This is a genomic window from Novosphingobium fuchskuhlense (genome assembly GCF_001519075.1).
Taxonomy (GTDB): Bacteria; Pseudomonadota; Alphaproteobacteria; order Sphingomonadales; family Sphingomonadaceae; genus Novosphingobium; species Novosphingobium fuchskuhlense.
The window spans coordinates 1,105,459-1,120,264 of record NZ_KQ954244.1 but is presented as its reverse complement, the minus strand read 5'-3'; the positions used below and the strand labels follow the sequence as shown (position 1 = coordinate 1,120,264).

Annotated in this window: 14 protein-coding genes and 1 tRNA gene; 8 read left to right on the top strand and 7 right to left on the bottom strand. The window is 66.6% G+C overall.

Annotated elements, in window-relative coordinates; genetic code table 11:
• Positions 1-133: 133 nt before the first annotated feature.
• The 5 genes from AQZ52_RS19245 (at position 134) to AQZ52_RS05085 (ending at position 6,206) form a co-directional block, all read left to right on the top strand.
• Positions 134-355, top strand: coding sequence for a glycine zipper 2TM domain-containing protein (locus AQZ52_RS19245; RefSeq protein WP_338045480.1), 222 nt, complete (start codon positions 134-136; stop codon positions 353-355).
• Between the two features lie 111 nt (positions 356-466).
• A complete protein-coding gene (locus AQZ52_RS18085) occupies positions 467-631 on the top strand; it encodes a DUF3309 family protein (protein ID WP_082697559.1) in 165 nt (54 codons plus the stop codon).
• Positions 632-692: 61 nt separating this feature from the next.
• Positions 693-1,385, top strand: coding sequence for an SH3 domain-containing protein (locus AQZ52_RS05095; RefSeq protein WP_067906968.1), 693 nt, complete (start codon positions 693-695; stop codon positions 1,383-1,385).
• Between the two features lie 147 nt (positions 1,386-1,532).
• The gene (locus AQZ52_RS05090; RefSeq protein ID WP_067906966.1) at positions 1,533-1,724 is read left to right on the top strand and encodes a Thivi_2564 family membrane protein; all 192 of its coding nucleotides are present in this window, start codon (positions 1,533-1,535) and stop codon (positions 1,722-1,724) included.
• A gap of 195 nt (positions 1,725-1,919) precedes the next feature.
• Complete coding sequence (locus AQZ52_RS05085) at positions 1,920-6,206, top strand: CheR family methyltransferase (protein ID WP_240481454.1); 4,287 nt, start codon at positions 1,920-1,922, stop codon at positions 6,204-6,206.
• A 74-nt stretch (positions 6,207-6,280) separates the two neighbouring features.
• Here AQZ52_RS05085 and AQZ52_RS05080 read toward each other — a convergent pair whose 3' ends face one another.
• A complete protein-coding gene (locus AQZ52_RS05080) occupies positions 6,281-7,408 on the bottom strand; it encodes an OmpA family protein (RefSeq protein WP_067906962.1) in 1,128 nt (375 codons plus the stop codon).
• Positions 7,409-7,895: 487 nt separating this feature from the next.
• Between AQZ52_RS05080 and AQZ52_RS05075 the strand changes: the two genes are divergently transcribed.
• Positions 7,896-8,078: a CsbD family protein gene (locus AQZ52_RS05075; RefSeq protein ID WP_067906960.1), complete on the top strand. Its 183-nt coding sequence runs from the start codon at positions 7,896-7,898 to the stop codon at positions 8,076-8,078.
• Positions 8,079-8,494: 416 nt separating this feature from the next.
• On the opposite strand, the gene AQZ52_RS05070 is transcribed toward AQZ52_RS05075, so the two are convergent.
• The 4 genes from AQZ52_RS05070 to AQZ52_RS05055 all read right to left on the bottom strand — a co-directional run bounded on the left by AQZ52_RS05070 (position 8,495) and on the right by AQZ52_RS05055 (position 10,947).
• Positions 8,495-8,570 (bottom strand) — tRNA-Lys (locus tag AQZ52_RS05070).
• Positions 8,561-9,115, bottom strand: a complete 555-nt coding sequence (gene folK, locus AQZ52_RS05065; protein ID WP_240481453.1) for a 2-amino-4-hydroxy-6-hydroxymethyldihydropteridine diphosphokinase — start codon at positions 9,113-9,115, stop codon at positions 8,561-8,563. Before folK ends, AQZ52_RS05070 begins: the two co-directional genes overlap by 10 nt.
• Complete coding sequence (gene aguB, locus AQZ52_RS05060) at positions 9,099-9,965, bottom strand: N-carbamoylputrescine amidase (protein WP_067906958.1); 867 nt, start codon at positions 9,963-9,965, stop codon at positions 9,099-9,101. Before aguB ends, folK begins: the two co-directional genes overlap by 17 nt.
• A gap of 121 nt (positions 9,966-10,086) precedes the next feature.
• Complete coding sequence (locus AQZ52_RS05055; protein ID WP_067906957.1) at positions 10,087-10,947, bottom strand: class I SAM-dependent methyltransferase; 861 nt, start codon at positions 10,945-10,947, stop codon at positions 10,087-10,089.
• Positions 10,948-11,091: 144 nt separating this feature from the next.
• Between AQZ52_RS05055 and msrA the strand changes: the two genes are divergently transcribed.
• Positions 11,092-11,631, top strand: a complete 540-nt coding sequence (msrA, locus tag AQZ52_RS05050) for a peptide-methionine (S)-S-oxide reductase MsrA (protein WP_067906954.1) — start codon at positions 11,092-11,094, stop codon at positions 11,629-11,631.
• Positions 11,632-11,728: 97 nt separating this feature from the next.
• On the opposite strand, the gene AQZ52_RS05045 is transcribed toward msrA, so the two are convergent.
• Complete coding sequence (locus tag AQZ52_RS05045) at positions 11,729-12,991, bottom strand: RsmB/NOP family class I SAM-dependent RNA methyltransferase (protein WP_067906952.1); 1,263 nt, start codon at positions 12,989-12,991, stop codon at positions 11,729-11,731.
• A gap of 29 nt (positions 12,992-13,020) precedes the next feature.
• Between AQZ52_RS05045 and AQZ52_RS18080 the strand changes: the two genes are divergently transcribed.
• Entirely contained in the window at positions 13,021-13,239 is a 219-nt protein-coding gene (locus tag AQZ52_RS18080) for a DUF1674 domain-containing protein (RefSeq protein WP_338045479.1), read from the top strand.
• 10 nt (positions 13,240-13,249) lie between these two features.
• Here AQZ52_RS18080 and AQZ52_RS05040 read toward each other — a convergent pair whose 3' ends face one another.
• Positions 13,250-14,743 (bottom strand): ABC transporter substrate-binding protein, encoded by a 1,494-nt coding sequence (locus AQZ52_RS05040; protein ID WP_067906950.1) that lies wholly within the window; start codon positions 14,741-14,743, stop codon positions 13,250-13,252.
• Positions 14,744-14,806: the final 63 nt, after the last annotated feature.

The following is a 14,806-nucleotide window of genomic DNA, read 5'->3' as shown; positions in this document are numbered from 1 at the left end:
CGATTATGGCGGCCGCGATCCCATGCAGTCGCAGTGGAGCAACTAAGACTACAACCGCCCCGATCCCAGCTACGGCGGGTATCAGGCCGATCGTTATTACCGCGATGACCCCAGCCGCTATCACGAGCGGCGCATGCGCAATGACGAACAGCTCTATCGCGGCAATGACGGGCGCTATTACTGCCGCCGTTCCGATGGGACCACCGGCCTCGTGGTCGGTGCGGTTGCCGGGGGCGCGCTGGGCAATGTGATCGCACCGGGCGGCTCCAAGACGCTCGGCACGGTGCTCGGCGCGGTTGTCGGCGGTGTCGCCGGCCGGCAGGTCGACCGTGGTCGCGGAGTGCGCTGCCGCTGATGCGGCGAACCGCTCTGGCGGGGTGGTAGCAGGCCGTCCCGCCGCCCTTTTCCCGCAGTGCCGGCACAAGCCCTTTGCTCAAAGGGCCGCCGAGCGAACAAGGAGGCTCTCATGTCCCTCGGCCTCATACTCCTGATTATCCTCGTTGTCTTTCTCGTGGGCGGCTTCAGCGGGCGCATCGGCGGTTATGGCTATGGCTACGGCCATGGCGGGATCGGCGTGATCGGGATCATCCTGATCGTGCTCGTGATCCTCATGCTGACCGGGCGGATCTAGTATTCCGCACACCCCAACCCACTGCATCTCCATCGAATCTCTCAGAAAAGGAGCCATTACCATGCGCTCGATCATCACCCTTGCAGCACTTGTCGCTGCCGTTTTGCCGATCACCGCTGCCTCGGCGCAGACCACGCGCGGCTATACCGTGCGCGCGACCCGGCTCTATTCGGGGCCGCTGCGTGATTATCCCAGCGTGCGCTACGTCGGACGCGGCGTCAGGGTCAGCATGCATGGCTGCCTGCGCGACCTGAGCTGGTGCGATGTGACCTACCGTGCCAATCGCGGGTGGGTCGCGGGAGACGACCTGCGCGTCAGTCATGACGGGCGGCGCCAGGGCATTGCGGCCGACATGGGCATCGGCGTGATCTCGTTCACATTCGGGTCCTACTGGGACACGCACTACCAGGGCCGTCGCTTCTATGGCGAACGCCAGCGGTGGCAGACGCAGTATGACACGGCCTACCGCCCGGAATGGGGTGAGCGTGAGCAGCGGCGGGATGAAAACCCGCAGAACAATCCCGGCCAGTACCGTGATCACGAGCAAGGCGGAGGTCAGCCCCGGATGGACCAGCGCCAGAGGGACCAGCGCGGGATGTACCAGCAAAGACAGAACCCGCGCGGTGATCAGCATCAGGGCTACCACGCGCAGGGGCGCACGCTGCCCCAGGGCGCTGCCGACAATCATCCGGCGAAGCGTGGCGACGGCAATGGAAAAGACCACGGCAAGCCCGACGGAAATCCGCACCGATAGGCGCATTCCGGCCCGATCAGCCTCCCCTCCCCCGGTCGGGCCGGGACTCACGGGGAGCGTGGCGGAATTCCTGCTCCGGCAGAATCCCGTCACGCTCCTTACCCCCAGTCAAACCGTTGAATTTTCTTTTTTCAGGAGCTCCGCCCCATGTCGCTCGTCAATCTCATAGTCATTCTGATGGTCGTCGGGGTTCTGCTCTGGCTGGTCAACACCTACCTGCCGATGGACGGCAAGATCAAATCGATCCTCAACGCCGTTGTCGTCATCGGGGTCGTGCTGTGGCTGCTGAGAGTGCTCGGTCTGCTGGCCTCGCTCGATGCCATTCATATCGGCAAGTGAAGGCCGCCGAATTGTCGCACAAACATTAGGTATGAGGTGAACTCGAAAAAAGTGTATTAGGCAAGCCTATCAAAAGGGGCATGCCGTGACACGACGACTCCATGCCAAGACCGCCGGGCGCGGGAGGTTTCGCACCTCGTCCGCACGGTGGTAAGTCCGCCGCGCGAGCCAGGCGGCGCATCGCCAAGGAACGACGTGCCGCCAAGGCCCGTGCTGCCGATCATCGCCATAGGCGCCTCGGCAGGCGGGCTGGAGGCGACCTCGCGGCTTTTCGATGCGCTGCCCGCAGCGACGGGCTGCGCGTTCATCGTCATACAGCACCTTGATCCGCATCATGAAAGCCTCATGGTCGCGCTGCTCGCCGAGCATACCGCGATGCCCGTGGTCGAGGCCGTGCATGGCTGCCCGCTGGCCGCAGACCATGTCTATGTCATTCCCCCCGGCCGCTATCTCTCGGTCCGTGCCGGCACCTTGCGGCTTTCCGCGCCGGAGGCCGGGCACGGCGCGCGCCTGCCATTCGATTGGTTGATCCGCTCGCTCGCGGCTTCGTGCGGGCGGCAAAGCGCTGCGGTGATCCTTTCGGGCACCGGCGGCGATGGCAGCGGCGGGCTAGCCGGGCTCCATGCGGCGGGCGGGATGATCCTCGTCCAGTCCATCGCCGAAGCCGAGCACCCGGGCATGCCGCAAGCCGCGCTCGATACCGCGCTGGTCGATGCGGCGTTGCCGCTTGCCGCCATGCCCGAAGCCATCGCCGCCTTTGCCGCACGCGTCACGCTCGCCGGGTTCAAGATGGAGGCAGAGCCCCCGCTTGATACGGGCGAAGGACTGGCCGCGATCCTCGCCGCCTTGCGCCACTCGACCGGACAAGACTTCAGCCACTACAAGCCCGGCACGATATCCCGGCGCATCGCGCGGCGCATGGCCCTGCTGGCCATGACCGCCGCGGACATGGCCGCCTATGCCGAGCGACTGCGCGGCGATCCTGCTGAAAGCACGTTGCTGGCAAGCGACCTGCTCATCAACGTCACCAGCTTCTTCCGCGATCCCAAGGTCTTCGAGACATTCGAAACCGTGATCCTGCCTGAAATGCTCGAACGGCTGGAGGCGGGGCAACACTTACGCATCTGGGTGGCGGGCTGCAGCACCGGCGAGGAGGCCTATTCGATCGCGATGGTCTGCCAGGATACGCTGGCGCGCGCGCGACGCGACGTGAAGCTGCAGATCTTCGCCTCGGACCTGGATCCCGATGCCATCGCTGCCGGGCGCGATGGGCTCTACCCCCACGATATCGCCGCCGCTGTCTCGCCCGAGCGGCTGGCGCGCTATTTCAACGAGGAAGAGGGTGGCTACCGCGTGGTCCCTGCCCTGCGCAGCCATGTCGTGTTCTCGGTGCAGGACGTACTGACCGACCCGCCGTTCTCGCGGCTCGACATGATCTCCTGCCGCAACTTGCTGATCTATCTGGACAGTGCCGCGCAGGCCCGGGTGGTTGCGCTGTTCCACTTCGCGCTGCGCGAAGCCGGCATCCTGCTGCTGGGCACGACCGAGACGATCGGCACGCCCGATGGCCGATTCGAACCCATGCTGCGGGCCGACTGCTTCTATCGCCATGTCGCGCGAACCCGGCCGGGAGAAGCCGGTTTCCCGTTCAGCTTCGATGGCAAGCTGCCCTTGCTCACCGCTGCCGGGCGCGAGCCCCCTGCCGTGCGGCGCAGTCTGGCCGACATCTGCGAACGGGCAGTGCTGGCGGGGCACGCACCCGCGGCCGTGCTGATCAACCAGCATCACGATTGCCTGTTCTCGATGGGGCCGACGCACCGCTTCCTGCGCATCTTGCCGGGCTATCCCACGCAGGACCTGCTCGCGATGGCCTCACCCGCGCTGCGCACCCGGCTGCGCCTCGCGATCGGCCGCGTCTCCGCCGATATGCCGCGTGTCGACGGCGGCCTTGCCACGCTGACAATCGACGGGGTCACGGTCCATTTCCGCATCACGGTGGAGCGTCTCGCCGAGGCGGCGGAGGAGCTCCTGCTCGTCTGCTTTGCCGAGGAAGCCCCCGGAAGCGGCGCCCAGCCCAAGGGGATAGCCCCGGAACAGGCCGACCGGCTGGCTGAACTGGAGCGCGAGCTGGAGGAAACGCAGGCCGAACTGCAGACCTCGATCCGCGACCGCGACATTGCCAACCAGGAGCAGAAGGCCATCAACGAGGAGGCCTTGTCGATCAACGAGGAGTTCCAGTCCACCAACGAGGAACTGCTGACCTCGAAGGAGGAACTGCAATCGCTCAACGAGGAGCTCACCGCGCTCAACAGCCAGCTGCAGGAAACGCTCGACCGCCAGCGCCTGGCCTCAGACGATCTCCAGAACGTGCTGTTCAGCACCAATGTCGGCACGATGTTCCTCGATGCCGCGCTCAGGATCCGCTTCTTCACCCCGGCGATCAGCCCGCTCTACAATGTCATCGCGGGCGATATCGGCCGGCCGCTCGCCGATCTCAGGCCCATCGCCGATGATCCCGAACTCCTCGCGGATGCCCAGCGCGTGCTGGGTAACGAGACGACCATCGAGCGCGAGATCCGCGCGCCGGGCGATACCTGGTTCGTCCGGCGCATCTTCCCCTACCGCGCGCTCGATAGCCAGATCAGGGGGGTGGTCATCACCTTTGCCGATATCACCGATCGCAAACATGTGACCTCGGCGCTCGAAGAAGCCAAGCTCGAGGCCGAACGCGCCAATGCGGCCAAGTCGCGGTTCCTCGCCGCGGCCAGCCACGATCTGCGCCAGCCGCTTCAGGCGCTGGCCCTGCTCAAGGATTTCCTTGCGCCCAATGTCTCGGGCGAACGGGCCGGCGAACTCATGGCGCGCTTTGACAAGACGCTGGGCGCGCTATCGGGCATGCTCGACGTGCTGCTCAACATCAGCCAGATCGAGGCGGGCGCGGTGCAACCCGAACGCGTGCAATTTCCGGTGGCCGATGTGCTGGAGACGCTGCACGGCGAATTTCTCGCGCTGGCAGAGGCGCGCGATCTATCGCTGCGCTTCATGCCTTGCGCGGCCTGGGTGGAGAGCGATCCGCGCCTGCTCGAACAGATGATGCGCAATCTCCTTGGCAATGCGGTGAAATACACGCGCACGGGCCGCATCCTGCTGGGGTGCCGGCGGCGCGGGAACGACCTTCGGATCGAGGTGTGGGATACCGGCATCGGCATCGAGGCCAGCCAGCTTGAGCATATCTTCGAGGAATTCCATCAGGTCGACAATCCCGCACGCGAAAGCGGGCTCGGGCTCGGACTCGGGCTCTCGATCGTGCGGCGGCTGGGCCGGCTCCTGCATCATGCGGTCGATGTCCGCTCGTTGCCCGGACGCGGTTCGATGTTCGCCATCACCGTGCCCGGCTGCAAGGGCGCCGCACGCCTGCCGCCCGCACCGCTGCCCGAACCTGCACCCGAACCCGAACCCGCTGCGCGTCCATCACTGATCATGGTCGTCGAGGACGATCCCGATTTGCTCGATCTCGTGACGCTGCTGCTGCGCGAGAACGGCCATATGGTCAGCGGCGCCTCCGATGGAGCCGAGGCACTGCGGCTCGTCGCGGGTGGTGCAATCCGGCCGGATATCCTCCTCACCGACTACAATCTGCCTTCAGGCCAAAGCGGCGTGGATCTGCTCAAGGCCCTGCGCCAACGTCTGCAGCGGCCGCTGCCCGCAATCGTGCTCACTGGGGACATTTCCACTGGCGCGCAGGCGATCATGGCCGAGGCTGATTGCATCCACTTGCGCAAGCCGGTCGTGCCCGCTGTCCTGCTGCGCGCCGTCGAACGATTGTGCCCGCCCGCTTTGACGCTGACGCCGGCGCTGCCGCCCGGCCGCGCGCCGCTGGTTTCGCCGATAATCTACGTGATCGACGACGAGCCCCACGTCTGCGACGCGATCCGCGATCTGCTCACCGCGCATGGCCGCGAAGTGGCCGATTTCGGCTCGGCGGAGGACTTTCTCGCCGCCTATCAGAAGGGGCGACCGGGGTGTCTGCTGGTCGATGCCCATTTGCCCGGCCTGAGCGGCATCGGCCTGCTGGGCGAGCTGCGCGCGCGCGGCGATCACCTGCCGGTCATCCTGATCACCGGCGATGACGATATCGGCCTTGCGGTCGCGGCGATGCGCGCGGGCGCCTGCGATTTCATCACCAAGCCGGTGGGGCGTGACGCGCTGATGGAGAGCATCAACCTTGCCACCGAGCAATCGCTGGGCACCACTCTCGCCGATGTTGCGCAGGCCGAGGCGGCAGCCTGCTTTGCCGCGCTTACCGCCCGGCAGAAAGAAGTGATGGACATGGTCCTTGCCGGCCATCCCAGCAAGAATATCGCCGCCGATCTCGGCATCAGCCAGCGTACGGTCGAAAATCACCGGGCCGAGGTCATGCACCGGATGGGCGTGCGCTCGCTGCCCGAACTCGCGCGCAAGGTGCTGATGCTGGAGGCCTGAAAGTTCTAGGGCCAGAACGGCAATGGGGCCGACCTTGCGGCCGACCCCATATTCTCGTTATGCGATGCGCTGGATCAGGAGCCCGAACCCGGGCCGTAACTGATCTCCACGCGCCGGTTCTGCACTTCGCGCACACCGTCGGCGGTAGGCACGCGCTGGCTGGTTTCGCCGTATGCCTGGCTCGAGATCGCCCCAGCGGAGACACCGTGCCCGGTCAGGTAGCCCTGAACCTCGGTGTCGCGCCGTGTCGACAGGCTGAGGTTGTAGCGCGGCGAGCCCGAGCTGTCGGTGTGCCCCGCCAGCATGATGCCGATATTGCCGCAGTTCCCGTAAGCCTGGACCGCATTGTCCAGAACGCTCGCCGCCTCGGGCGAGATATCGGACTTGTCCCAATCGAAGAACACGATGAACGGGCCCTTGTTGCAGACCACGGCAAGCGGAGGGGGCGGCGGAGGCGGAGGAGGCGGCGGCGGAGGAGCAGGCGGCGGAGGCGGCGGCGGTGGCGGCGGTGCGGCCTCGGGTTCAGGCTCGCCCGCGCGGCCGCCGAAATTGAGGGTCAGCGTGGCTAGCAGTGCATGCGAGCGCAAGTGTGCCGACCGCGCGGTGCCATCTTGTGCAGTGAACTTGTCCGCACCGTCGGGGCGGAAATAGCGGTACTTTACGCCGAGATCGATGTTGTGGCTAATCGGCACTGTGATCCCCGCGAGGGCCTGCCAGGCAAAGCCATGCGCCCGATCGTGGATTCTGACTGCGAAGGGAAGGTTTTCAGTCAACTTGGTGGTGGCATAGCCTGCACCGGCGCCGGCATAGGCCTTGATCCCGCCCCAGTGGCCAAGCCCGATCAGCACATTGCCCATTGCGGCGATCGTGCTGGTCCGGCCGGAAAGGCCGTCTGCGCCAGTAAAGCTGCCGTTGGGCAAGGGCGTGCCGATCGGCCGACTCTGGTCGCGCAGGTTCGAGCGGGCGTAGAAGCCCTCTGCCTCGAGCCGGAAGTGGCCGAGATCATAGCCCAAGGCGGCGCCCGCTTCCCAGCCGGTCTTGAACCGGTCGGTATGCTCGGCACCGCCCGCACTGAAGACGTCCGAATGCTCCTGTTTGACCGCGCCACCTTCAATTGTGACGTAAGGGCCGGTTTCGTTGGCATGCGCGCTTGCACCTAGCGCGCTTGAAGCCAGCAACAGGCTGACGATGATTTTCCTCATGAGATATCCGTTCGTTCTTGGTGGCGTCGCACAATGCGGCCACGGGGTAAGAGGGGCGAAAGAGTGGGGTCGGCCCGCAGTGTCGCGGTGGTCGGCGGGCATGGCTTCTGGCTCCTTCCCGGACCGCAAAAGCGCACCTCGTCCGCCACAACCCGCCCCGCGGTACCGGCGTGAAAGGGAAGCCGACGGTTGCAAACAACCGCCGGCCTCAAGTGTAATGCCGCAGGCTGGAGGTTGGTCGCAAACCCGCCCGTTGCGACCGGGCCCTCAAGGCTTGGGGGAAAGGGCCATCGCCGGCATCGCACTTCCCAACTAGGCCGCCTGCCGGATCAGGCACAGCCTCGGAAACTACCCATGCGCGGCGCGCCGGCTGTGTCCCGCCGATTTGGGCCGGACTGGGTAGTTTCCGACCCGTGCGGTCCCCGTCGCAAGGCCTATCCCGCCTCGTCGGACCAGCATTTCGCGGTCAGGCTTGGGAGTTCATGCCATGGACAAGGACAGAATCGCCGGGTCGCTCGAACAGGCCAAGGGCATCATCAAGGAAGGCGTCGGGAAGGCTACCGGCAATACGAAACTGGTTGTCGAGGGAGAAACCGACCAGGTGCTCGGCAAAGTCCAAAAGGCAGCCGGCCGCCTGAAGGATGCCGCGCGCGACGCGGTGAAGAAATAGCCGCATCATCGCCGAGCAAGGCCCAGTTCCTCGGTTTTGATCCCGAGAGGGGAGACACCCCATGTCGTTTCCTGTCTGCAGTCGGACCTACCGGCAGCAGATAGGGAACGGCAGAACCACGGCAAGTTGCACGCACTTACGCACGTCTGCGCTGCGCATAGGCCGCTGCAACATCTGTGGTTGAAGCAGGTGCTTTGGCTGTCAGGTCCGAGTGAGGGGCGCCGAGTCGCGTTCCTCGATCGCCAGCAGAACCTGAGCTGTCAGTCGATCCATCAGTGCAATGTCCGCTGCCTGATGAAAACAGCGAAGGGGACCTAGCTTAAACACCTAGCTACCTAGGAAGCTACCTAGTCGCAGTTGAAGCGACACCGTCCTGCAATTCGGTTCGCTCAAATATTTGATATCGTAATCAAAAATGGTGAGCCCTGCTGGGTTCGAACCAGCGACCTACTGATTAAAAGTCAGTTGCTCTACCGACTGAGCTAAGGGCCCACACGCAGGCGGTGAGGCTTCGCCCTACGGATGGGGCGGGGCCGGGTCAAGCGGGCGTGGAGGTGGCGGATGGTGCAGGTGTCCGAAGGATCGCGCCAGCCCGGCGCGACCGCGGCGGCGGGACCGAGCACGAAAGGACGCTCCCGGATGCGGGGGTGCGGGATGGTGAGGGTCTTGCTGGACCACGGACCACCACTCCACAGGATCACGTCGAGATCGAGCGTGCGGGCCCCCCAGCGTGCCCCGCGGCGGACACGGCCGAAGCGGGTTTCGAGCGATTGCAGCAGGGCCAGGAGCGCGGGGGGATCGAGCGGGGTGGCGATCCGGGCGGCGGCATTGGCATAGCGTCGGCGCGAGGGGCCGACAGGGGCACTGGCGATGACAGGCGACATGGCCGCGATCACGAGCCCCTCCCCCGCCATGGCGGCGAGCGCGGCACGCAGGACCTGTGGCGGTGAGCCGTGGCGCGGATGGCGCTGGTTGGAGCCGAGCGCGATCAGGTAGCCCCACCCCTCGCCGGAAGCCGGTTCAGATATCTTCGGCAAGGCGGGTGTAGAGCTGCGGGCGGCGATCGCGGAAGAAACCCATGCCGGCGCGGTGGCGGGCGGCTTCGGCGAGATCGAGCGCCGCGAAAAGCATGCCGGTTTCCTCCGCGCCGTATTCGGCGAGCAAATCGCCCCACTGATCGGCGATGAAGCTGTTGCCGTAAAAGCGCTGCGGAGGCGTTCCCTGGACACCTTCGCTGCCTATGCGGTTTGCCGCGATGACAGGCATGCAGTTCGACACGGCATGGCCGATCATCGCGCGGCGCCAGACGCGGCTGGTATCGAGGTCGGGATCATAGGGCTCACTGCCGATGGCGGTGGGGTAGAACAGCACCTCGGCGCCCATCAGCGCCATCGCGCGCGCGCATTCGGGGTACCACTGATCCCAGCAAACGCCGACGCCGATGCGCGTGCCGAAGACATCCCATACCTTGAAGCCGGTGTTGCCGGGGCGGAAATAGTACTTCTCCTCATAGCCCGGGCCGTCCGGGATATGGCTCTTGCGGTAGGTTCCCATGATCTCGCCTTCCGGCCCGATCATGGCGAGGGTGTTGTAGTAGTGATGCCCCTCGCGCTCGAAGAAGCTGGTAGGGATGGCGATCCGCAGGGTGCGGGCGAGCGCCTGCATGGCCTTGACCGAAGGGTCTTCGGCGAGCGGATGCGCGAGGGCGAAGAGGGCCTCGTCCTCTACCGTGCAGAAATAGGGCCCTGCAAAGAGTTCGGGCGGGAGCACGACTTGCGCGCCCTGCCCTGCCGCCGCCTCGACCAGCGCGCTGACGGCGGCGATGTTGGTCGGCGCGTCGGGCGCGTTCAGGGCGAGCTGGAGGGCGGCGACGGTGAGCTGGGTCATGCGGGGGAATTGGTGGTTCCGGGGGGGAATGTCAAAGGGGATGCGATGACAGACACATCAGACCTTCGTCCTTCCCGCGAAGGCGGGAATGACGAACGGTTGAGGGTGGGCAGAAACTGCTTCAGGGCCGCTTGGCGAAGAGCAGCGTCATGCGGTCGCTTTCGCCGATCGCTTCGTATCTGGCGCGATCCTTGTCCTTGAGGGTGAGGACCGGGGGCAGCGTCCAGACACCGTCGGGCCAGTTCGCGGTGTCCTTCGGGTTGGCGTTGATCTCGCTCTTGCCGACCAGCTTGAAGCCGTGGGCTTCGATGAGCGCGATGACATCGGCCTCACGCATGTAGCCCATCGTGCCAAGGGTGTAGGAAGCGGGGGCATCGGGACGCGCGCGGTGTTCCTCGATCCCGAGGAGCCCATCGTCCTTGAGCAGGCTGCGAATCGCGGCGAGATCGTTGTAGAGCAGATTGTCCGGCCACATGTTGTGGACTTCGCGCATGATCATCACGCGGTCGACCGTGCCCTTGCGCTCGGCGGGGATGGCATCGAGCGTGTAGGCGGGGATGCGCGCCTCAGGGACGCCGGTCCATGCGGCCGCCTTTGCGGGGAAGGACGCGGGGAACGCCTGAAGGCGGGCCTTGGTTTCGGCGCTGGCGGTGGCAGAGCCCGCGGTGAGGCCGATATAGGTGCCCTTGTCGCCCAGGTAGGGGACGAGGATGCGCGTGTACCAGCCCGAAGACGGCATGTAGTCCGCCACGGTCATGCCCGGCTTGATGCGGAAGAAGGCCAGCGTTTCGGCAGGGTGGCGATAGGCATCGCGGACGCGGTCCTTGTCGCGGCGGGGATCGGCGAGGGCCTTGGCCATGGCGGGATCGGCCGCGGCGGCAACGGGGCCTTCCGGTGCCGCATGAAGCGCAGCGGGGACAGCGGCCACGGCGGCGAGCAGGACGGCGGCGAGCAGGGCGGGTCGAAGGGCAGCTGGGCGCATGGGGTAACTCCGAAGGCGAATCGAGCAAATGGTAGCCTAAGCGGGCAGGAGGCGATGACAACCGGGTCGTTCGTTCCTATCTCGCCCCACAGCCCATTGGGCACGACATCGGGGGGATTCCCCCGGGAAGCAAGGAACAAGTGAATGGCGCAGGCAATCATGGCGGGCGGGTGCTTCTGGTGCACCGAGGCGGTGTTTCGCGACGTGGTGGGCGTGACCGCCGTGGAGAGCGGCTACATCGGCGGGTCCACGGTGAACCCGACCTACAAGCAGGTGTGCAGCGGGACGACCGGGCACGCCGAGGCGATCCGCGTGACGTATGATCCCGCGCTGCTTTCGCTGGACGATCTGCTCGACATCCACTTTGCAACACACGATCCCACGACGCTGAACCGGCAGGGCAACGATATCGGCACGCAGTACCGCTCGGCGTTGTTTCCTGCCGATGCCGAGCAGCGGGCAGCTATGGAAGCCGCGATCGCGCGCGCGCAGGCGGCCAGCACCAAACCGGTGGTGACGGTGATCGAGGACGAGAATGGCGCCATGCCGACCTGGTATCCGGCAGAAGATTACCATCAGGAATATTGGCAGGGCGAAGGCCAGCGCAATTCCTATTGCCTCGCGGTGATCCCGCCCAAGCTGCAGAAGCTCAGGAAGAGCTTTGCGGCCAAGGTGAAGGGGTAAGCACAGGGCCGCTTGCGCCTGCAACCCTGGCCATGCTCGGGATGAGCGGGGTCGGGGATGCGGGTGCGGCCATTGGGAACTGTTCCCAATACCCGCCCTATTTCTCCCACATGGCGGCAAAGAAGCCGTCAATGCCGCCCGCCTCGGCCAGCATGCCGGGATCGCTGCGAAACCAGCCTTCGGGCGTCGGCGCGATTCCGTCGGGAAGCTGGTTGGGAGTAATCGGGACAGGACCGAGCGCCTTGACCCAGGCGGCCTGGGCTTCACCCTCGCCCGGCTCCAGCGAGCAGACCGCATAGACGAGCCGCCCATCGGCGCGCAGCGCGCCCGAGGCGCGTTCGAGGAGCCCGCGCTGGAGGTCTTCGAGGCCGGACTGGTCGACAAGGCGGTGGAGCACGTCCGGATGGCGGCGGCAGGTGCCGCTGGCGCTGCACGGCGCATCGATCAGCACGGCATCGTAGAGCTCGGCCGGGCGCCACTGCATGGCATCGGCAACAACGACATCGACCGCAAGACCGATGCGCGCGACGTTTTCGCCGAGGCGCTCGAGGCGACGGGCGGACTTGTCGAGCACGGTGACCTGCCAGCCAGCAGCCGCGAGCTGCATCGTCTTGCCGCCGGGCGCAGCGCAGAGATCGAGGACGCGGCGGCCCTCACCCGGTCCGAGCAGACGGGCCGGGACCGTGGCGGCGAGATCCTGCACCCACCATGCGCCTTCGGCGAAGCCTTCGATCTGTTCGATCGGCCCGGAGCGGGCAAGGCGAACATGGCCCGGGGCCAGTGAAACGCCGCCAAGCCGGTCCGCCCATTCGGCGGTTCGGGCCGCATCGCGCAAGCTGAGATCAAGCGGCGGCGGGACGGCGAGGCCGGCGGCGATCGCATCGACGCGGCCCGGCCAGGCTGCGCTCCAGCGATCATGAACGGCGTGCGGAAGCGTGGGCGCCTCCGGCAAGCCATCACCGCGCAGCACAGCCGAGAAAACGCCGTGGGCGAGGCGGCGCGGCCCACCAACCAGCAGCGGCAGCCCTGTCGCGATCACCGCATGGGGCGGCAGGCCAAGACGCAGCGCCTGCGCGAGCATGAGCCGCAGCACGCTGCGGGCCTTGGCATCATCGGGAAGCGGCTGGCGGGTGGCACTGTCGATCAGGCGGTCGAGATCGGGCATCCAGCGCAGCGCCTCGTGGGCTATGGCGAGTGCGAGGGCGCGGTCATCACCACGTTCGATGCCGCGCAAGACCGGCGGAGCGGCCTGATCAAGAGGATCGCCCCGGCGCAGCACGGCATCGAGCAGGCGCAGCGCGGCGCGGCGGGCGGGGACGCCGGGAATATCCTCTTCGGCGGCGGGGGAAGAACGGGCCATGGGCCAGCCTATCGCGCGTGGTGCCCATCTTGGCAATTGCGCTTGCGCGCGGACTTGGGCAGTCACGCGGCATGGACAAGCCGATTTCCCGCGCGACCCAGCGCCCCGCAGGCTTTACCCGGCCCGCGCACTGGACGAACGACCCTGCCCCCGCTCCGGCTCCAGCCCAGCAGCGTGACGATCCCGACGGGCTCGATCCCACGCGGTTCGGCGACTGGGAGAAGAACGGGATTGCAATCGACTTCTGAGGGTTGCGGCCTACTTCGGCAGCAACGCCATAGGCGGGAGCGGGTGCCAGCCCCACGGATTGGGCGCGAAGCCGGTGACGCCTGCGCGCACCAGCGACCAGCGCAGCGGTCGCGCGATGGGGATATAGGGATTGGCGGCGGTGATCTCTGCCTCCGCTTCGCCGAGGAGCCGCGCGCGTTCGCGCAGGTCGGCGGTCTGGCGGGCCTGGGCCAGCAGCTGATCTCCCGCGATATTGCAGGCCGGTTTGTGAACTGAGCAGGCCAGCTGGTTTAGGAACCAGCTGGCACGGCCATAGCGCGCCGTCGCATCGAGCAGGCGCAGGTCGGCAGGCGTGTCCTCTCCCACCTGCACCACGACGATCCCGATGGCCTTGAAATCGGTGGCAAGCCGATCGATCACCCGGCGCGTGCCGGGGCCACCGGGCGCAGCAATCCGCAGGAGCGGGGCCGGCTTGCCGCTGGCCATGTAGCGCGTGACCCGCTCGGCCGCGAGCGCGCGGCGCTGCTCTGGCGCGACGCCGACCCAGCGCTCGCCAACGGTTCCGGCATCACCTTCCACCCCGGCGGAGACGATGCGGGTAGTGGGCTGCCAGCCGCCGATGTTGAACGCCGCGATAATCGCATCGCGGTCGATCGCGAGTGCCAGTGCCTCGCGGTTGGGCGCCTCGGCAAGGAAGCCGTTTTCGGTTTCGACCAGAAGGCCGAACAGGCCGATGACGGGATCGAGCTGGACATTGCCGCGTGCAAGGGCGGCTTCCTGGGCCAGCGGGAACGAATCGACCCGCCCGCCAAGCACAAGATCCGCCGTGCCATCGTTGAAGCGCTGGACCGCCTTCGCCGCCGGCAGGAGATCGACCACAAGCGGGCGGACGTGCCCCGAAAAGCCCTCTTCAGGCACGAGGCCGCGCTTTTCCGGCGGAATCATCGTCAGTTCCGTAGACGCGCCGCGCCGGCCCAGCGCCATCGGTCCCGCGCCGCGCCGCGCATAGGGCAATCCGAGTTCCGGCTGTGCCAGCAGCGTGAGCAGATCGGGCACCGGGCCGGCCAGATCGATCTCGATGACGCGATCAGCCATGACCCGGATTTGCGCTATCGCCGCCAGATCAAGGCCGAGCGGCGTGCCCTTGAGCTGGGCCAACGCGGTGCGCAGCACTGCGGCGGCGGTTTCGCCCGTGATCCGCGAGCCGCCCGGCCAGGTGCCTTCGCGCAAGCGGAAGATATAGCTTTGCCCATCGTCGGTGATGATCCAGCGATCCGCGAGGGCGGGCACGATATGCCCCTCGGCATCAAACGCGACGAGGCCCTCGACCGTCGCGCCGCGCAACGTGCGCGCCGCGGGAGAGAGGCGCACGCAGCCGACATCGAGCGCGGTGCGATCACCGATCAGCGCGATGGGCAGCGGTCCGCCGCTGCGCCGCCCGCATGCCGAAACTCCGAGCAGCAGGGCGCCGAGTCCGGCAAGTGCCAGGGTGGCGGCCACGGAAAGGCGAGAAGCACGGACCATTGCTACCGAGTGCTAGCACGCAGGCGCACGCAGGTCAGCGCCGGAAGGGCATCGCCCCCGGTC